Annotated in this window: 16 protein-coding genes; 10 read left to right on the forward strand and 6 right to left on the reverse strand. The window is 68.7% G+C overall.

Annotated features, from left to right (window positions below):
* Both MZTS_RS06760 and MZTS_RS06765 read right to left on the reverse strand, forming a co-directional pair.
* The coding region (locus tag MZTS_RS06760) for an ROK family protein (RefSeq protein ID WP_192282739.1) at nucleotides 1-681 on the reverse strand (681 nt) is incomplete at its 3' end.
* Between the two features lie 13 nt (nucleotides 682-694).
* The gene (locus tag MZTS_RS06765) at nucleotides 695-2,080 is read right to left on the reverse strand and encodes a dicarboxylate/amino acid:cation symporter (RefSeq protein WP_192282740.1); all 1,386 of its coding nucleotides are present in this window, start codon (nucleotides 2,078-2,080) and stop codon (nucleotides 695-697) included.
* A 491-nt stretch (nucleotides 2,081-2,571) separates the two neighbouring features.
* On the opposite strand from MZTS_RS06765, the gene ileS reads away from it, so the two are divergent.
* The 5 genes from ileS to MZTS_RS06790 all read left to right on the forward strand — a co-directional run bounded on the left by ileS (nucleotide 2,572) and on the right by MZTS_RS06790 (nucleotide 10,072).
* Nucleotides 2,572-5,547 carry an isoleucine--tRNA ligase gene (ileS, locus tag MZTS_RS06770; protein WP_192282742.1) on the forward strand — a complete coding sequence of 992 codons (2,976 nt, stop codon included), beginning with the start codon at nucleotides 2,572-2,574 and terminating at the stop codon, nucleotides 5,545-5,547.
* 193 nt (nucleotides 5,548-5,740) lie between these two features.
* Complete coding sequence (gene lspA, locus MZTS_RS06775; protein ID WP_192282744.1) at nucleotides 5,741-6,256, forward strand: signal peptidase II; 516 nt, start codon at nucleotides 5,741-5,743, stop codon at nucleotides 6,254-6,256.
* Between the two features lie 177 nt (nucleotides 6,257-6,433).
* The gene (locus MZTS_RS06780) at nucleotides 6,434-7,123 is read left to right on the forward strand and encodes a hypothetical protein (protein ID WP_192282746.1); all 690 of its coding nucleotides are present in this window, start codon (nucleotides 6,434-6,436) and stop codon (nucleotides 7,121-7,123) included.
* 209 nt (nucleotides 7,124-7,332) lie between these two features.
* Nucleotides 7,333-8,715, forward strand: a complete 1,383-nt coding sequence (locus tag MZTS_RS06785; RefSeq protein ID WP_192282748.1) for a M16 family metallopeptidase — start codon at nucleotides 7,333-7,335, stop codon at nucleotides 8,713-8,715.
* Between the two features lie 73 nt (nucleotides 8,716-8,788).
* Entirely contained in the window at nucleotides 8,789-10,072 is a 1,284-nt protein-coding gene (locus MZTS_RS06790) for a M16 family metallopeptidase (RefSeq protein ID WP_192282750.1), read from the forward strand.
* Between the two features lie 245 nt (nucleotides 10,073-10,317).
* Here MZTS_RS06790 and rcdA read toward each other — a convergent pair whose 3' ends face one another.
* On the reverse strand, nucleotides 10,318-10,851 hold the full coding sequence (rcdA, locus tag MZTS_RS06795; protein WP_192282752.1) for a protease adaptor protein RcdA: 534 nt from the start codon (nucleotides 10,849-10,851) through the stop codon (nucleotides 10,318-10,320).
* 601 nt (nucleotides 10,852-11,452) lie between these two features.
* On the opposite strand from rcdA, the gene rpmH reads away from it, so the two are divergent.
* From rpmH to MZTS_RS06820, 5 genes are all read left to right on the forward strand, one after another.
* Complete coding sequence (gene rpmH, locus MZTS_RS06800) at nucleotides 11,453-11,587, forward strand: 50S ribosomal protein L34 (RefSeq protein WP_012253788.1); 135 nt, start codon at nucleotides 11,453-11,455, stop codon at nucleotides 11,585-11,587.
* Nucleotides 11,588-11,660: 73 nt separating this feature from the next.
* Nucleotides 11,661-12,167: a ribonuclease P protein component gene (gene rnpA, locus MZTS_RS06805; RefSeq protein ID WP_192282754.1), complete on the forward strand. Its 507-nt coding sequence runs from the start codon at nucleotides 11,661-11,663 to the stop codon at nucleotides 12,165-12,167.
* Complete coding sequence (gene yidC / locus MZTS_RS06810; protein ID WP_192282756.1) at nucleotides 12,160-14,007, forward strand: membrane protein insertase YidC; 1,848 nt, start codon at nucleotides 12,160-12,162, stop codon at nucleotides 14,005-14,007. Before rnpA ends, yidC begins: the two co-directional genes overlap by 8 nt.
* Nucleotides 14,008-14,207: 200 nt before the next feature.
* Nucleotides 14,208-14,870 (forward strand): ribosome biogenesis GTP-binding protein YihA/YsxC, encoded by a 663-nt coding sequence (yihA, locus tag MZTS_RS06815; RefSeq protein WP_192282758.1) that lies wholly within the window; start codon nucleotides 14,208-14,210, stop codon nucleotides 14,868-14,870.
* A complete protein-coding gene (locus tag MZTS_RS06820) occupies nucleotides 14,867-15,238 on the forward strand; it encodes a DUF423 domain-containing protein (RefSeq protein WP_192282760.1) in 372 nt (123 codons plus the stop codon). Before yihA ends, MZTS_RS06820 begins: the two co-directional genes overlap by 4 nt.
* Nucleotides 15,239-15,412: 174 nt before the next feature.
* Here the strand turns inward: MZTS_RS06820 and MZTS_RS06825 are convergent, their stop codons facing one another.
* The 3 genes from MZTS_RS06825 to MZTS_RS06835 all read right to left on the reverse strand — a co-directional run bounded on the left by MZTS_RS06825 (nucleotide 15,413) and on the right by MZTS_RS06835 (nucleotide 18,514).
* Complete coding sequence (locus tag MZTS_RS06825; RefSeq protein WP_192282762.1) at nucleotides 15,413-16,852, reverse strand: short-chain fatty acid transporter; 1,440 nt, start codon at nucleotides 16,850-16,852, stop codon at nucleotides 15,413-15,415.
* Nucleotides 16,853-16,947: 95 nt separating this feature from the next.
* Nucleotides 16,948-17,667 (reverse strand): glyoxalase superfamily protein, encoded by a 720-nt coding sequence (locus MZTS_RS06830; protein WP_281397012.1) that lies wholly within the window; start codon nucleotides 17,665-17,667, stop codon nucleotides 16,948-16,950.
* Nucleotides 17,668-17,836: 169 nt separating this feature from the next.
* Entirely contained in the window at nucleotides 17,837-18,514 is a 678-nt protein-coding gene (locus tag MZTS_RS06835) for a metallophosphoesterase family protein (RefSeq protein ID WP_009865252.1), read from the reverse strand.
* Nucleotides 18,515-18,596: the final 82 nt, after the last annotated feature.

The raw sequence follows: 18,596 nt of genomic DNA on the forward strand, positions 1-18,596 counted from the left end.
CGCCGCCTGGGCCGCCGCCTCGCCGGACTCGGCGGCGGCGACGATCCGCTCGCCGGTCAGGGATTTGCCGGAAGCACGAGCATAATCGGCGGCGAGGCCGGGGCCGGAGAGCCAGGTCTCGATGCAGCCGTGGCGCCCGCAATAGCAGGCCGGGCCGGGGCGCTCGTCGTCGCGCGGCCAGGGGAGGGGGTTGTGGCCCCATTCCCCGGCGATGGCGTTGCGCCCGGTCAGCGCCCGGCCGTTCAAGGCGATGCCGGAGCCGACCCCCGTGCCGAGGATCACCGCCCAGACGAGGCTCTGGCCCGCGCCGGCCCCATCGACGGCCTCCGAGACCGCGAGGCAATTGGCGTCGTTCTCGACCCGCACCGGGCGGCCGAGGCGGGCCGCGAGATCCTGTGCGAACGGCCGGCCGTTGAGCCAGGTGGAGTTGGCGTTCTTGATCAGGCCCGAGGCGCGGGAGATCGCGCCGGGCATGCCGACGCCGACGCTCGCACCGTCGGTTCCGGCCTCCCGCTCAAGGGCCGCGACCAGATCGGCGATGGCCGCCAGCGTGCCGGAATAGTCGCCGCGCGGGGTCGGCACGCGGATCTGCGCCCGCGTCGCGCCCTCGGGGTCGAGGACGATCCCGGCGATCTTGGTGCCGCCGAGATCGATGCCGATCCGCAACCGGGCGGAGGCCAAGAGCGGTTCCGCGCTACTGCGCCGCCACGGCCTTCGGCGCGGGATGGTCGTCCTCGCCGGGGCCCACCGGGGCCTCGTCGGAGATCTCGGTGCCGATGGCGACGGGATGCGACATCACCTCGGCGAGCTTGGTCTTGTCGAGCTCGCCCTCCCAGCGGGAGACGACGATGGTGGCGACGCCGTTGCCGATCAGGTTGGTCAGCGCGCGGCATTCCGACATGAACTTGTCGACGCCGAGCACCAGCGTCATCGCCGCCACCGGCACCGGGGCGCCGGGGATGGCGGCGAGCGTCGCGGCGAGGGTGATGAAGCCCGCGCCGGTCACGCCCGAGGCGCCCTTCGAGGTCAGCATGGCGACGAGGAAGATCGTCGCGTACTGCCCGACCGAGAGATCGGCCCCCACCGCCTGTGCCAGGAACAGGGTGGTGAGCGTCATGTAGATGTTGGTGCCGTCGAGGTTGAACGAGTAACCCGTGGGAATGACGAGGCCGACGACCGAATCCGAGGCGCCGAGGCGCTTCATCTTGGTCATCATGTGCGGCAGCACGGTCTCCGAGGAGGAGGTACCGAGCACGATCAGGAGCTCGTCCTTGATGTAGGCGAGGAACTTCAGGATCGAGAAGCCGGAGAAGGCGGCGATGCCGCCGAGCACGATGAAGATGAACAGCAGCGAGGTGGTGTAGAAGGTGCCGACCAGCCAAGCGAGATCCACGACCTTGCCGATGCCGTACTGCCCGACGGTGAAGGCCATGGCGCCGAAGGCGCCGACGGGGGCGAGCTTCACGATCAGGCCGATGATGCGGAAGAAGACCTGCCCCGCCGCGTCGATGGCGTGGGTGATGCCGGCGCCCTTCTCGCCCATGCCGGTGAGGACCACGCCGGTCAGCACCGCGATCAGCAGCACTTGGAGCAGGTCGCCGGTGGCGAAGGCGTCGAAGAAGCTTTTCGGGATGATGCCGAGGATGTGGGCGACGGTGGAATCCGCCGCCGCCTTGCTGGCATAGCCCTCCACAGCCTTGGCATCGAGCTTGGTCACGTCGGCGCCGAAGCCGGCGCCCGGCTGGATCACCTCGCCCACCAGGATGCCGATCAGCAGCGCGACAGAGGAGACCACCTCGAAATAGATCAGCGCCTTCAGGCCGACGCGACCGACCTTCTTCAAGTCGCCGATCGAGGCGATGCCGTGGACGATGGTGCAGAAGATGATCGGCGCGATCATCATCTTGATCAGCGCGATGAAGCCGTCACCGAGCCACTTGAGGGACTTGCCCCATTCCGGGCTGTACCAGCCGAGCAGGACGCCGAGGACGATGGCGATCAGGACCTGGATGTAGAGCACCCGGTACCAGGGCACGTGCGCCGTGGGCATGCCCGCATCAGACGTCGCGGAATGGGCCATGTTTCCTCACCGATACCATATCGCGCGGCCTTCGCCCGGGCGGCGTTAACGCGGACGCTATTCCGTTTAATCCCAGTCCTCAATCACGCCCGACGCGCGCCCCGCGAGCCGGGGCGGCCTTTGTAACAAGGGAGTGATGGCGGCGGGGAGCAGCGGCATTGCCGGTCAAAGCAATGTCCGGGCCGGGCTGATGACAAGGTTGGGCCGCCCGTGCAAGTCTCCGGCGATCCGATGTCGCAGCTCCGCGCCGTTTATTCGCTGCAAACAGGCGATCCGGTTTGCCGCCCAGGCTCGCAACGAAGCGGCTTCCCCTTGGCCGGAGAGCGCTCTAGAAGCGCTCCATGTTCGGCCCGCTCTCTTCCCTGTCGCGAATTACGGGCCCGGCCTCCGTGTAGGCGCCGCGTCAGCGGCCGCGCCGGAGGCCGGGTGAAGCCCTTCCGCCCGTTCCCTATCGACCGTCCCCTCGCGACGAGAGCTTTGCCGACCCCGCCATGAGCGACCAGACCAACGCCGCCTCCGCGGCTGCCCGCGATTATTCGCGAACCCTCTTCCTGCCGAAGACGGAATTCCCCATGCGCGCGGGGCTCCCGACCCGCGAACCGCTCCTCTTGGAGCGCTGGGCGAAGATCGATCTCTACGAGAAGATCCGCGCCGCCGCGAAGGGGCGCCCGCGCTTCGTGCTGCACGATGGGCCGCCCTACGCCAACGGCAACATCCATATCGGCCACGCCCTCAACAAGATCCTGAAGGACGTGGTCGTGCGCTCGCAGGGCGCCCTCGGCCGTGACGCGAACTACGTGCCGGGCTGGGACTGCCACGGCCTGCCGATCGAGTGGAAGATCGAGGAGCAGTACCGCGCCAAGGGCAAGAACAAGGACGAGGTGCCGGTGCTGGAATTCCGCCAGCAATGCCGGGCCTTCGCCGCCGATTGGCTGAACATTCAGCGCGACGAGTTCAAGCGCCTCGGCGTCACCGGCGATTGGGACCACCCCTACTCGACCATGGCCTATCCGGCGGAGGCGCGCATCGCCTCCGAGCTGATGAAGTTCGCGCTGAGCGGCCAGCTCTATCGCGGCTCGAAGCCGGTGATGTGGTCGGTGGTGGAGAAGACCGCGCTGGCCGAGGCCGAGGTCGAGTACGAGGAGCATGTCAGCGACACGGTGTTCGTCGCCTTCCCGATCCGGGACGGGGCGCCGGCCGAACTGAGCGGCGCCCGCGTCGTGATCTGGACGACGACCCCCTGGACGCTGCCGGCCAACCGCGCCGTCGCCTATTCGAAGCGGGTGGCCTACGGGCTCTACCGCGTCACCGGGGCGGCCGACGACAATTGGGCCAAGGCGGGTGACACCTACCTGCTGGCCGATGCCCTCGCCGAGGGCGTGTTCAAGGCCGCCCGGGTCGAGACCTACGAGCGCGTGGCCGACGTGCCGGCGGCGAGTTTGGCCGGGCTGACCCTGTCGCATCCGCTGCACGGCTTCGATCCCGGCTACGGCTTTCCCGTGCCGATGCTCGACGGCGAGCACGTCACCGACGAGGCCGGCACCGGCTTCGTCCATACGGCGCCGAGCCATGGCCGCGAGGATTTCGAGGTCTGGATGGCCAATGGCCGCCGCCTGACCGAGGCCGGCATCGACACCCGCATCCCCTACACCGTCGATGCCGACGGCATGCTGACCAAGGAGGCGCCGGGCTTCACTGGCCGGTTCGTCTTCACCGCCAAGGGCGAGAAGGGCGATGCCAACAAGGCGCTGATCGCCGCGCTGACGGAGGCCGGGGCGCTGGTCGCCCGTGGCGTCCTGCGCCACCAGTATCCGCATTCCTGGCGCTCCAAGAAGCCGGTTCTGTTCCGCAACACGCCGCAATGGTTCATCGCCATGGACCGGCCGGTGCAGGGGCTCGGCAACCGGACCCTGCGCGAGACCGCGCTCCATGCCATCGAGGCGACGCAGTGGGTTCCGCCGCAGGGCAAGAACCGGATCAACGGCATGGTGGCCGGGCGGCCCGATTGGGTGGTGTCGCGCCAGCGGGCCTGGGGCGTGCCGATCTCGGTGTTCGTGGAGAAGGAGACCGGGGCGGTCCTGCGCGACGAGAGGGTCAATGCCCGCATCGCCGAGGCCTTCGCGCAGGAGGGCGCGGATGCTTGGTTCGCCGACGGCGCGGCCGAGCGCTTCCTGGCGCCCGACTACGATCCGGCCAACTACGAGAAGGTGACCGACGTCCTCGACGTCTGGTTCGATTCCGGCTCGACCCACGCCTTCGTGCTCGATGACCCACAGGCCTTCCCCGGCCTCGCCGGGATCCGCCGCGCCGTCGATGGCGGGCCTGACAGGGTGATGTATCTGGAGGGCTCCGACCAGCATCGCGGCTGGTTCCAGTCCTCGCTGCTCGAATCCTGCGGCACGAAGGGCTACGCCCCCTACGACGTGGTGCTCACCCACGGCTTCGTTCTCGATGCCAAGGGCGAGAAGATGTCGAAGTCGCGCGGCAACGTCGTCGCGCCGCAGAACGTCATCAAGGAATCGGGCGCCGACATCCTCCGCCTCTGGGTCGCGGCGGCCGACTATTCCGACGATCTGCGGATCGGGCCCGAGATCGTCAAAACCTTCGCCGAGACCTATCGCAAGCTGCGGAATTCGTTGCGCTGGATGCTCGGCTCGCTCGCCCACCGGGTGCCGGGGGACGACGTGGCGCTGGCCGAGATGCCGGAGCTGGAGCGCTTCATCCTGCATCGTCTGGCGCAGCTCGACGGCGAGATCCGCGAGGCCTACGCGGCCTTCGACACCAAGCGGATCGTGGCCTTGCTCAACGGCTTCATGACCGGCGACCTCTCGGCCTTCTATTTCGACGTGCGCAAGGACACGCTCTACTGCGATCCGATCTCGTCGGTCACGCGCCGGGCCGCGCTGCAGGTCATCGACGAAGCCTTCCGCCGGGTCACCATCTGGCTCGCGCCCGTCCTCGCCTTCACGGCCGAGGAGGCGTGGCTCGACCGCTACCCGTCCGAGGACGGCTCGGTGCATCTCCAGACCCTGCCGGACACGCCTGCGGAATGGCGGGACGAGGCCCTGGCCGCGCGCTGGCACAAGGTGCGCCGGGTCCGCCGCGTCGTGACCGGCGCCCTGGAGATCGAGCGGGCGGCCAAGCGCATCGGTGCCAGCCTGGAGGCGGCGCCCGTCGTGTACGTGTCGGATCCCGACCTGCTCGGCGCTCTCGACGGCTTGGACTTCGCCGATCTCTGCATCACCTCCGCCATCACCGTCCGGTCCGGCGAGGGCCCGGCGGAGGCCTTCCGCCTCGACGAGGTGAAGGGCGTGGCCGTGGTGCCGGAGCGCGCGGCGGGGACCAAATGCGCCCGGTCCTGGCGGGTCTCGCCCGAGGTCGGCAGCGATCCCGACTATCCCGACGTGACCCCCCGCGACGCCCGCGCCCTGCGGGAATGGGATGCGGCGCATCCGGGGGCGGCGTGAACACGAACGGCCGATCCATGCGCGAAATCCTCCCCCCTCTGCGGGGGAGGGTGCCTCGCGGATACGAGGCGGGAGAGGGGAGCGACGGTGGCGAAGGTCGCGCCCGTCATCCGACGCTCCGCCTTTGCCTGAAGCCGGGCTTCCCTCTCCCGCGGAGCGGGAAGGGGATTCGCATCGAAGGCCGCGCTTCGTCATGACCCCCTTCCGCGCCGGCCTGATCGCCGCCCTCGCCACCCTGATCCTCGATCAGGCTTCCAAGCTCTGGCTCTATCTCGGCACCGACTTGGTGATGAGCCAGCCCTGGCGGCTGGCGCCCTTCGCCGACTTCGTCGTGGTCTGGAATCGCGGCGTGTCCTACGGCCTGTTCCAGCAGGAGGGGGGGCTCGGGCGCTGGCTGCTGGTCGGTCTCTCGCTCGCCGCCGCCCTCGGCCTGTCGGCCTGGATGCGCCGGGCCGGGTCGCGGCTGCTTGCGGTCTCGCTCGGCCTCATCGTCGGCGGGGCGCTCGGCAACGCCATCGACCGGGCCGCCTACGGCGCGGTGTTCGACTTCGTCCACCTGCATGCGGGGACGTGGTCCTGGTACGTGTTCAACGTGGCCGATGCGGCCATCGTCGCCGGCGTCGTCGGCCTCATCCTCGACAGCCTGCGTCCGGCCGGGCGCACACGGGCGGATGCGGCGTCGGCGGGTGAGGGGCGTCCCCAGGCTTGAGGGCGAACCGGTCCGGCCTGCGTCAAGGCGCCATACCTTCGCCCGAAACCCGGCTCACCTCGGTTCCAAAGGGTCCGGAGTACGATTCAGAAGGGATCGTCATCCGGCCGCCTCCGATCCCTCGGAGGCGGAGCCAGCCCGAAGCCTGAAACAGGCATAAGCCCAGGGGATCACGGCATGAGCGGGCGGCGCAGCTTCTTTCGGACGCTTGGATCGATCCACCGTCTGGCATTGGGCGCCGCGTTGCTGCCCTGCCTCGCCGGCGCGGCCCGCGCCGAGGGCGAATTCATGCGCGACACCCTGAGCAATCTCGGGCTGATCGAGCCCGAGCGTCCGAGCATCACCTATCGCGAGCGCGCGCCCCTCGCCATGCCGCCCAAGCTCGGCGGCAAGGAGGATCTGACCGCCGGCCTGCCGGTTCCCCGCGCCCGTCAGGCCGATCCGGCTTGGCCGAAGGATCCGGAGGTGATCCAGCGCGAGCGGGCCGCCGTCGAGGCCAAGAAGCCGATCGTGCGCGGCGCTCAGGGCCGCATGAACGACAACAACGAGACGCTGTCGGTCTACGAGATGGACGCCGGCCGCCGGGCCGGAGCCGGTGCCCTCAACGGCCCGGCGGGGCGCCCCGGCGACGGCGATACACGCGACTCGACTTGGCTCAACCCGTTCGAGCTGCTGAAGGGCACCCCGGACAAGACCGAGCCGACCCTGGCCGAGCCCGACCGGGACACCCTGACCGATCCGCCCACCGGTTACCGCAGGGCCCCGGTCAAGGTGGCCAAGCCGCAGGGCGGTCCGGTCGGCGGCCCGATCAGCGACAGGGAAGAAGCCGATCCGCGTGCCTATATGAGGGCACAGTCCGCGCGTTGAGTGCACATCTCCGGTGCGCCGGCCAGGTTGTTCCTGACATTGGTCTCGACAGGACCGGCGAAGTCGTGAAGCATTCGGACGGGCCGTGACCGTGCGGACACGTCGCGCGGTACGGGATTTGCGCCCGGCGTGATTTCTCGGGACAATGCCGGGACTTTTGAGACGGAAAGCGCGGACGGGCGGAAGGGCCACCGCATAAGGACAGCAGGATGCACCTCTACCGGAAGGCCATCGCTCCCGTCGGACCGCAGCGAGGCCTCAATCACGCCGGCCGCGTGGACGCCGCCCCGTTCGGGCGCTCCGAGGCCGGCGGCCCGGAGGTCTCCGCCTTCGCGCTCGACAACGGGCTCGACGTGGTGGTGGTGCCCGATCACCGGGCCCCCGTCGCCACCCACATGATCTGGTACCGCAACGGCTCGGCCGACGATCCGATCGGCCAGTCGGGCATCGCCCACTTCCTCGAGCACCTGATGTTCAAGGGCACCGAGAAGCATCCGGCGGGAGCTTTCTCGAAGGCGGTCTCGTCCCTCGGCGGCCAGGAGAACGCTTTCACCAGCTACGATTACACCGCCTATTTCCAGCGCGTCGCCCGCGATCACCTCTCCACGATGATGGCCTTCGAGGCCGACCGTATGGGCGGTCTCGTCCTCGACGACGCCGTGGTGGCGCCCGAGCGCGACGTGGTGCTCGAAGAGCGCCGCATGCGGGTCGAGACCGACCCGTCCGCCCAGCTCTCCGAGGCGATGGCCGCCTCGCTGTTCGTGCACCATCCCTACGGCATCCCGATCATCGGCTGGATGCACGAGATCGAGGAGCTGAACCGCACCCACGCCATCGATTACTACAAGCGCTTCTACACCCCCGAGAACGCGATCCTCGTGGTGGCCGGCGACGTGACGCCCGACGAAGTGCGGCGTCTGGCCGAGGACACCTACGGCAAGGTGGCGCCGCAGGGCGCGCGGCCCCTGCGGGTACGCCCGCGCGAGCCGGAGCCGCGGGCGATGCGGCGCATCTCGGTGGCGGATCCCAAGGTCGAGCAGCCGACCTTCCAGCGCCTCTATCTCACCCCCTCCTGCATGACCGCCCGCGACGGCGAGGGCCACGCCCTGGAGCTGCTCGCCGAGGTGATCGGTGGCGGCGCGACCTCGTTCCTCTACCGCAAGCTGGTTCTGGAGATGGGCGTCGCGGTGAATGCCGGCGCTTGGTACATGGGCTCGGCCATCGACGACACCCGCTTCGCCGTCTACGCCGTGCCGGCCGAGGGCGTGACCCTGGAAGCGCTGGAGGAGCATGTCGACCGCGTCCTTCGCCGGGCCCCCGAGGCGCTCGACCCCCAGGCGATCGAGCGGGCCAAGATCCGGCTGGTGGCCGAGACGGTCTACTCCTCCGACTCCCAATCCTCCCTCGCCCGCATCTTCGGCTCGGCGCTCGCCATCGGCGAGAGCGTCGAGGAGGTGCGTCGCTGGCCGGAGGAGATCGAGGCGGTCACCCGCGACCGGCTCGTGGCCGTTGCCGCCCGCTACCTCGTGCCCGCCCGCTCGGTGACCGGCTACCTCACCAAGGCCCGCGACACCGGGATCTCCGAGGCCTGAGGCTCCGCTCATTCTTCGCGCCGCCGCAGGGTCGGCGGCGCCGTTTGCGACATGACGCTTTGAGGAACTTCCGATGAATCTCGCCGAGACCGGCACCCGCACGGCGACCTCGCCGACCCAGGCGCTGCCGCTGGCGGCCGCCCCCGGCATCGAGGCTTGGTACGTTGCCTCGCCGGTGGTCCCGATGATCGCGCTCTCCTTCACCTTCGAAGGCGGTGCGGCGCAGGACGCGGAGGGCAAGGCGGGCACGGTGCAGATGATGGCGCGCCTGCTCGACGAGGGCGCGGGCAATCTCGATTCCGATGGCTTCCAGGAGGCGCTCGCCGCCCGCGCCATCGAGCTGAGCTTCCACACCGGCCCCGATTCCATCGGCGGCTCCCTGAAGACGCTGACGAAGCACGCGGACGAGGCGATCCGCCTGCTCGCCTTGGCCTTGGCCGAGCCGCGCTTCGATCAGGCCGCCATCGAGCGCGTGCGCGCACAGATGATCGCGAGCCTGCGCTACCAGCAGAACGACCCCGGCGTTCTGGCCTCGCGCCGTTATTTCCGCGAGGCCTTCCCGGGCCATGCCTATGGCCGGCCCTCGGCGGGCACCATCGAGACGCTCTCGGCCATCACCCGCGACGACCTCGTGGCCATGCACCGCACCCTGATCGGGCGTGGCGGCCTGAAGGTCGCCGCCGTCGGCGCCTTCGAGGAGGAGGGGATCGCCGCGATGGTCGCCCGTGCCTTCGGCGGGTTGCCCGAGGCCGGCACCCTCAAGCCGGTGCCGCCGACCTCCATCAACGAGCTCGGCCGGCGCATCGTCGTCGATCTCGACGTGCCGCAATCGGTGATTCGCTTCGGCCTGCCGGGCGTGGCCTGGCGCGACCCCGACTTCATCCCGGCCTATGTCCTCAACCACATCCTCGGGGGCGGCGCCTTCACCTCTCGCCTGTTCCAAGAGGTGCGCGAGAAGCGCGGGCTCGCCTATTCGGTCGGGACCTCGCTGACCTCGCATCGGGCGGTCGCCATGACCTGGGGCTACACCGCCACCAAGAACGAGCGGGTGGTCGAGGCCCTCGACGTCATCGGCGAGGAGATACACCGCCTGATCACCGATGGGCCCTCCGACGAGGAGCTGCAGAAGGCTAAGGACTACCTGACCGGCTCCTACGCCCTCGGCTTCGACACCTCGACCAAGATCGCCGGCCAGCTCGTCCAGATCGCCTTCGAAGGCCTCGGCATGGATTACATCGCCCGCCGCAACGATCTCGTGGCGAGCGTGACGCAGGACGATATCCGCCGGGCCGGGGCGCGGACTCTCGGCGACGGCCGGATGCTGGTGGTCGCCGCCGGCCGGCCGACGGGGTTGTGAGCGGGGGCGCTGTGCCATTTTGAAACAAGAAGGCCGGCCCCTGGAGACGCGGCGCCGGCCTGTCTTTTCTGCCTCATACCCAATCCGGTCGATTCCTTTGGGAGGGCGGATTTGGGCTTCGCTCGGGCGCCGCGCGGGCTGAGTGATACGGTTTCCGCTCGCATCAAGCGGAAGTCGTATCATCCCTGAGAAACGCGGCGGGATCGGACGAGGAGCTTCTTCCTCATGCGCGAGTCATGGGCGGCTCATTTGCCGCCGAAAGCTGCCTGAAGGCGCCCGAACTGCGCCGTCACCGGGCTCTCCCGTGGCACCGGCATCGGACGGTCCTCGCTGATCAGCGCATCGAGGTGGAGGATGCGCGCATGCAGGCGACGGGAGCGCTGCACGAGATCTTGGAGCCGGAGCGGCAGCGAGGCGAAGGCGTCGGCGGTCTCGATCACCGCGCGTTCCGCGGCGTTGAGCTTGACCTTGGTCTTCTCCTCCTGCGCCTCGCTCAGGCTGATCTCCCCCTCGGAGACCGCGCGCTGCACCAGGAGCCAGGAGGCGATCTGCATCAGCCGCGTCGTGAGCCGCATGCTCTCGCTGGCATAGGCGAGGGTGGCGTCGCGGGAGATCAGGCGCGATTCGGCGCGGCCCTCTCCGTCGAGATAGGCTGCCGTCTCCTCGACCAGCAGCATGCCCTCTCGGAACAGGGTCTTGAAACCCTCCGACGCCACGAAGGACTCGCCGAAGCTCACCCAATCGCGCTCGTCCCGGAACGTGATGTCGAACTCGGTCATCCTGCCTCCTGTGCCGCTTGCAACACCATCTGTCCCGGAGCGGGACGATCTCGGTGTGAATGCGGTCAGTGGCGCAAGTGTAGCGCCGAACCCAGCCCGAAAGAGGGTTCACGTTCTTTTAACGTTAATGGCTCGAGAGGGTGAAGGGGGGGCGGCCGGGGAGCAGGGCGCCGGGCCGAAGCCGCGAAAAAAGAAGCCGCTCCAGAGAGCGGCTTGTCACGAGTCTACAGGGAGGCATCAAACAGAGTGGACAAGAGTTCCCACTCAGGATCCAGACAATCTGGATATCCCTATTCGTGGACCGGAAAGGTTAATGGCCGGTTAAGCACAGCGGCCGGGTCGTGCCGCCATTGCCGAATCGCGCCCATGGCAATCGTCGCGTCCGGGGCCGGGACGGGGGAGCGGCGATCGATCGCTCCATCGATGCGGGCACCGTCATTGACTTGCGGCGTCCCCTCCGCCATAAGCCGCGCCATTGCGAAGCGGCGCCCCGTTCCGGGCGCCCTTCGCGTTTGCAGATCCCATTTCGAGGCTCACGCCACGGTCAGCGCGCTGCTCGCATGCGCCGCCGGGTCGATACCTCGACCGCCGGAGACCGATCATGAAAAGAACCTATCAGCCCAGCAAGCTCGTCCGGAAGCGCCGTCACGGCTTCCGCGCCCGCATGGCGACCGCCGGCGGCCGCAAGGTCATCGCCGCCCGTCGCGCCCACGGCCGCAAGCGCCTCTCGGCCTAAGACCTCATGCGGCGTCGGGAATCCGGCGCCGCATCCATGCATCGCAAGCCCGCGGATCGGGATCGGAGCGACCGTGTCGACGATCCGACGTCTCCGGCGGCGACCGGACTTCCTGGCAGCTGCCCAGGGCCGGCGCTTTCACACGGAGCGGATGAGCGCCCAGGGGCGCCTGCGTCAATCCGGTGAGATGCGTGACGGCGAAGCTGCCGAGGGCCTCTTTCTCGGCTTCACCATCACCAAGCGTGTGGGACATGCGACCGAGCGCAATCGGATTCGCCGCCGCCTGCGCAGTGCGGTCGAGGCCGTAGCAGCGGATGCGCCGTGCGTCGGAGCGGATATCGTGCTGATCGCCCGGCGGCCCGCCCTCGATGCCCCGTTCGAGAGCCTCGTCGAGGATCTGCGTCGTGCGCTGAAAGCGGTGACGCGTCCGGCCGCTCCGCGAAACTCCGATTCGACATTCGGCGCGAAGTCGTCCAATCCGCAACGCGGCGGCTCCCGCTCCGGGCGGGGCGCGGCCGCCCGTGGCACCCCCACATTCTCTTCCCCTATCAAGGCGCCTGACGGATCAACCGATGGGTAACGACAAGACGAACATGTTCGTCGCCATCGCCTTGTCGCTGGCGGTCCTGCTCGGCTGGCATTACTTCGTCACCGGGCCGGCCAACGAGCGGCAGCGGCAGGCGGCGGCGCAGAGCCAGGCGACCCAGCCGGGCTCGCCGCCCTCCGCTGACGGGGTTCCAGCCCCGAGCCCGCGGGAGGGCAGCCCCAACGCGCCCGTCCCCGGTACCGTGCCGGGCGCCGCCGCCCAGGGCCCCGTCTCCCGTGAGGAGGCACTGGCGCGCTCCGCCCGCGTGCGGATCGATACCCCGGCGCTCACCGGCTCGGTCGCGCTCAAGGGCGCCCGCATCGACGACGTGAGCTTCAAGAACTACCGCGAGACGGTCAGTGACGAGAGCCCGCGCATCGTGCTGCTCTCGCCCACCGGCAGCCCGAACCCCTATTACGCCGAGTTCGGCTGGGTCGGCGCCAATGCCGGCCCCTTGCCCGGCAGCGAGACGGTCTGGAAGGCCGATGGCGACCTGCTCGCTCCGGGCCGGCCGCTGACCCTGACCTGGGACAACGGCCAGGGCCTCGTCTTCAAGCGCCTCATCGCCGTGGACGACAAGTTCATGTTCACCGTCCGCGACGAGGTCGAGAACACCTCGGCCAACGCGGTGACGCTCTATCCCTACAGCCTCGTCTCGCGCTGGGGTAAGCCGCAGACCCAGGGCAACTATGTCCTGCACGAAGGCCTGATCGGCGTGCTCGGCCAGGATGGGCTGCAGGAATTCACCTACGACAAGGTCGCCAAGGAGCCCGCCTATGGCGGAGCCGGCACACAGGGCAAGGCGTGGTCGAACGTGACCGGTGGCTGGGTCGGCATCACCGACAAGTACTGGGCCGCAGCCGCGATCCCGGAGCAGGACAAGCCCTATACCGGCGCCTTCACCGAGCGTACCGACGGTGCCACCAAGGTCTACCAGACCAGCGTGCGCGGCGACGCCGTCACCGTGGCGCCCAATGCCTCCTCCGCCGCGACGCAGCGCCTGTTCGCCGGTGCCAAGGAGGTCAATCAGATCAATGCCTACGAACGCGATCTCGGCATCAAGCAGTTCGACCTGATGATCGATTGGGGCTGGTTCTGGTTCCTGACCAAGCCGATGTTCCGGGCGCTCGACCTTTTCTTCCATCTCGCCGGCAATTTCGGCGTCGCGATCCTGCTCGTGACGCTGATCCTGAAGCTGTTCTTCCTGCCGATCGCCAACCGCTCCTACGTCTCGATGGCCAAGATGAAGGCCGTGCAGCCTGAACAGGCCGCGATCCGGGAGCGGTACAAGGACGACCGGATGAAGATGCAACAGGCGACGATGGAGCTGTATAAGAAGGAGAAGATCAATCCGGTCGCCGGCTGCTGGCCGGTCCTGATCCAGATTCCGGTCTTCTTCGCGCTCTACAAGGTTCTGTTCATCACCATCGAGATGCGGCACGCGCCGTTCTTCGGCTGGATCCAGGACCTCGCCGCGCCCGATCCGACCAACATCCTGAACCTGTTCGGCCTGCTGCCCTTCGCCGCCCCCGACTTCATCCATCTGGGCGTGTGGCCGATCATCATGGGCATCACGATGTTCGTCCAGATGAAGATGAACCCCGCCCCGCCGGACCCGGTCCAGGCGCAGGTCTTCACCTTCATGCCGATCGTGTTCACCTTCATGCTCGGCTCGTTCCCGGCCGGTCTGGTGATCTACTGGGCCTGGAACAACACCCTCTCGGTGATCCAGCAATACATCATCATGCGCCGCAACGGCGTGAAGGTGGAGTTGTGGGACAACCTGAAGACGACGTTCCGGCGCGGCGACAAGAGCGCCGCCGCCAAGAGCTGAGGCCAGGGGCCACGCGCCTCAGGGCGCGGGCCTGACTTGTTTCGCAGATCCCGGGCCTGCCCCGGGGTCTGCATTTTCGTTTTGGGGTCGGCGTGTCCGATCCCCGTGGTACGAAATGGACCGGCCTGCGGATGTGCCGTCGGGCTTCATCCGCCGCCCCCGCCGCTGCCCGCGGGGGTGAGGAACAGACGGATCTTTCGGTGACGAACTCGGTGACTCTGGACCCGCCCACCCCCGAACTTCTGGAGGCCGGCCGCCTGCTGTTCGCCGGCAGCGCGGATTTCACCTCCGCGGCACCGGCCCTCGGGGCCTTGCCGCCGATGGAAGGCGTCGAGATCGCCTTTGCCGGCCGCTCGAATGTTGGCAAGTCGAGCCTCATCAATGCGCTGACCGGGCGCAACACCTTGGCGCGGACCTCGCACACGCCGGGGCGGACCCAGCAGCTCAATTTCTTCCGGATCGGCGAGCGCCTGATGCTCGTCGACATGCCGGGCTACGGCTACGCGGCGGTCGAGAAGGCCAAGGTCGAGGCCTGGACCAAGCTGATCCACGCCTACCTGAAGGGCCGCTCGAACCTCGCCCGCGTCTATGTCCTGATCGATTCCCGCCACGGCCTGAAATCGATCGACACCGATCTGCTCGACGGGCTCGACAAGGCGGCGGTCTCCTATCAGGTCGTGCTGACCAAGGGCGACGAACTGAAGAAGTCCGAGATCGACCGGCGCATCCAGGGCATCCAGGCGGCCCTCGCCAAGCGGCCGGCGGCCTATCCCGAAGTGCTGCTGACTTCGAGCCGCGACGATCGCGGCGTGGCGGAGCTCCGCGCCAGCATCGCCCGCCTGCTGCAGGAGCGCGGCGCGTGACCGGCCTCGACCGCCTCCTCGCCGCGTCGGCGGCCCTGGCCAGCCTGCTCGGCGTGGCGGCGAGCGCCGCCGCCGCGCATACCAGCGGCGGCGAGACATTGAAGACCGCCGCGCAGTTCCTTCTCTTCCATGCCCCCGCCGTGCTGGCCCTGACCGGATTCGCCGCCGCCGGCCTCGTCCGTAGCGGTCTCGCTCGGGCGGCGTCGGCAGCTCTCCTCCTCGGCCTCGTCCTGTTCTCGGGGGATCTGGCGATGCGAGCCCTGACCGGCACGCCGCTATTTCCGATGGCGGCGCCGAGCGGCGGCGTGATTCTGATGGCGGGCTGGGCTCTCGCCGCCGTCGCGGCCCTGGTTCCGTCGCGGCGCTGAACCCGTCCGGTTCAAGCCGTCAGGCGGCCCCCGGTCGACGGTGATCCGGTCGCAGCACGCCGGCAGCCGCGCAAGGCTTTGAACGGACCCGGCTCCTGAACCGGATCGAACGGCTGGAGCCCGCGTATCGCGGCACCGGCCCGCACAGCGAGGGTGGGCCGGTGCCGCGTGGTGTCAGCCCGGCAGCACCGGCGGGTGGTATTGCAGGGTGAAGGCCAGGGCCCAGAGCAGGAACAGCACCACCGGCAGGTGGACGATGAGCTGGAGGAAGCTGAAGCCGACGATGTCGCGGGCCTTCAGCCCGAGGATGCCGAGCAGCGGCAGCATGAAGAACGGGTTGATCAGGTTCGGCAGGGCTTCGGCCGCATTGTAGACCTGCACCGCCCAGCCGAGATGCACCTTCAGCTCGTTGGCCGCCTGCATCACGTAGGGCGCCTCCAGCAGCCACTTGCCGCCGCCGGACGGAATGAAGAAGCCGAGCAGCGCCGAGTAGACGCCCATGGCCAGGGGAAACGACCCCTGCGTGTTCAGCGCGACGAAGGCGTGGGCGATGACGTCCGACAGGCTGTGGCCGGCGGCGTTCTTGGCGCCGGTGAGGATCGCGGCGATGGCGGCGTAGAACGGGAACTGGATCAGGATGCCGGCCGTGGCCGGAACGGCCTTGGCAAGCGAGGCGAGGAAGCGCTTCGGCCGCCAATGCAGCACGAAGCCCGCCATCAGGAACAGGAAGTTGTAGGTGTTGAGGTTGGAGATCGCGATCATCCAATCCTGGCGCGCGAATTCCTGAATCAGCCAGCCGGCGGCGAGCAGGCCGATCAGCACGGTGAGCACGGGGGCGTGCTCCAGCCATTCGCCGGGCTGTTTCGGGGGCGCGACGCTGTCATCGGCCTTCGACACGTCGACGCCGAGATCCTGGGCCGTCACCGCCGTTTCGCGGCCCGGCGCCGAGGCCAGCGCGATCAGCGCCGACATCACCACGAGGATCGCGGCGATCAGGATCGACTGCCAGAGGAAGATCGTCTCGCTGAAGGGGATCACGCCGGTAATCGGCAACAGGCCCGGCGGCAGGCTCTTCGGATTGGCCTGGAGCTGCGCGGCGGACGAGGACAGGCCCATGGCCCAGGTGGCGCCGAGCCCGAGATAGGCGGCGGCACCGGCCGCGCGGTAATCCATGCGCAATTCGGTCCGCCGGGCCAGCGCCCGGGCGAGCAGGCCGCCGAAGATCAGGCTCAGGCCCCAGCTCAGCAGCGAGGACAGCATGGTGGCGATGGCGACGAAGCCGATGGCGCCGCGCCCGGTCTTCGGCACCAGGGCCATCCGGTCGATCAGCGCCTGGACCGGGCCGGAGGTCGCCACGACGTAGCCGCCGATGGTGACGAACACCATCTGCATGGTGAAGGGGATCAGGCTCCAGAAGCCGTCGCCGAAGCTCTTCGTCACCGCCTGAACCGGGGCGCCGTTGAACAGCGCCGCCGCCGCCACGATCACCACGGCGATGGCCACGAACACGAAGGCATCCGGAAACCACTTCTCCGCCCAATCGGTGAAGCGCAGGGCGAGGCGGGCCATCGCCCGCTCCTCTGTCCGATTGCGGGACTCTGCGGGCGCATCCATCGGCGTCGGCTCCTCCTCCGCAGCGCGCAGAGCTGCGGTTGGATCTTTTAGAGAGGGAGCCGACGCCGGGTTCAAGCAGATCGCTTCACGAAACCTCAGCGCTCACAGAAATCGAGATTGGCCGGGACGCCGGGGAGGTTCGCCGCGTCGCAGGTCTCGCGGCGGCGGACGATCGTGACCGGGGTTTCGGGGCCGACCGGCTCGATGCGGACATGCCGCGCCCAGACTCGCCCATACCCTCTGAGGAAGACGCCGTAATGAAGGCTGCCGGCCTCCGGCGCGACGTCGAGCACGATGCTCCGCCGCGTCCAGTCCGTCGTGCCCGTGAGCGGGCCTTCGGTTTCCCGGTCCAGCATGTTGTCGAAGGCGAGGCCGCGGCGCTCATCCCCATCGACACGCATCCAGATCGTCGCGAGATCGGCCTCCTGCGTCCTGAGATCCGCGCTCAGCCGGAGGCGCTGCCCCCGGAAGGTATCCGCCTTGATGCTCTGCATCAGCACGGCGATCAGGCCGGTCAGATCCTTTCCCCGGCCCCGCGCGACGAGGCTCTCGATCAGCGCCGTGCCGGGCCGCTCAGGGTCGAGCCCGAGCCGGTGCGTGGTGTCGCTGATGGAGCCCAGGGCGAACCAATCCTTGGGAAGGCTCAGCGGCCGTCGCGGTGGTTCAAGCCGGGCCGAAAGGACGTTCCAATCGGCAAAGCCGAATTGCCGGGCGACGAGTTCGAGGCAGGCGCTGTGGGGGAGTTCGATGCTGCGCTGAGACAGGGAGGTCCGCAGCGTCCTCGCCATCGCTTTCGCGTTCGAGATATCGACCATGGTCGAGCCTTTGCCGGGGCGCTCTGAACCTCGGTGCTCGCGTTGCCGACAGGCGGCCCAGTCAAGGATCGATCCGCGACCCGGACCGTGCATTCACCGTTCCCCGAGGGGCGCGAGCGGCGGGCTGCACGGGGCCCGAAGCAAAAGAAGGCCGAGTCGGCTCAAGCGGTCAAGCCTGGGCCGGAACCTGCAGGAATTCCAGCGCCGGCCCTTGCGCGTCCGAGAACACGCCTGCGGTCAAGGCGTGGCCGTAGACCGCTCCCGTATCGAGATTGGTGCGGAAGCGCCGGCAATCCGGGCCGCCGCGCATCTGCGGGGTGTGGCCGTGGACGACGTGACGGCCGAAATCGTGGTCGTTGGAGAGGAACGGTTCGCGAATCCAGAGCCGGGTCTGCGTGTCGGAATCCGGCGCCGCGGTCTCGGGCTTGAACCCGGCATGGACATACCAGCGTTGCGCGTCCCCGTGCAGGGTCGGCAAGGCTTCGATCCAATCGAGCATTTCGCCGGGCAATTCCTCCGGTCCCGAGACGGCGAAGGAGGCAAGCGTCGCGGTCCCGCCGTTGCAGACCCAGTGCTCCAGGGCGCCGGGCTCGCGCAGGCTCTTCAGCAGCATCTCCTCATGGTTGCCCATCAGGCAGACCACGTCGTCCGGCGCGCGCCATTGCAGGCGCCGCAGCGTCTCGATCACCTTGGCGCTGTCGGGCCCCCGGTCGATGTAGTCGCCGAGGAAGACGAGTTTTTTCGCACGGCCGGCCGCGTGGCTGTCGATGCGCTCCAGCAGCCGGTCGAGCAGGTCGGCGCAGCCATGGATGTCGCCGATGGCGTAGGTGAGCGTCTCGGCGGTCATCCCCTTTTGTCGGCGGGATTATTCTGCGGCGCAAGGCTCGTTGATTCGGCGATGAGTGAGGCCCCGGCCCGGTGTGGCGCCG

Origin of the sequence: Methylorubrum zatmanii (assembly GCF_014845115.1) — a bacterium.
GTDB classification, from domain to species: domain Bacteria; phylum Pseudomonadota; class Alphaproteobacteria; order Rhizobiales; family Beijerinckiaceae; genus Methylobacterium; species Methylobacterium zatmanii.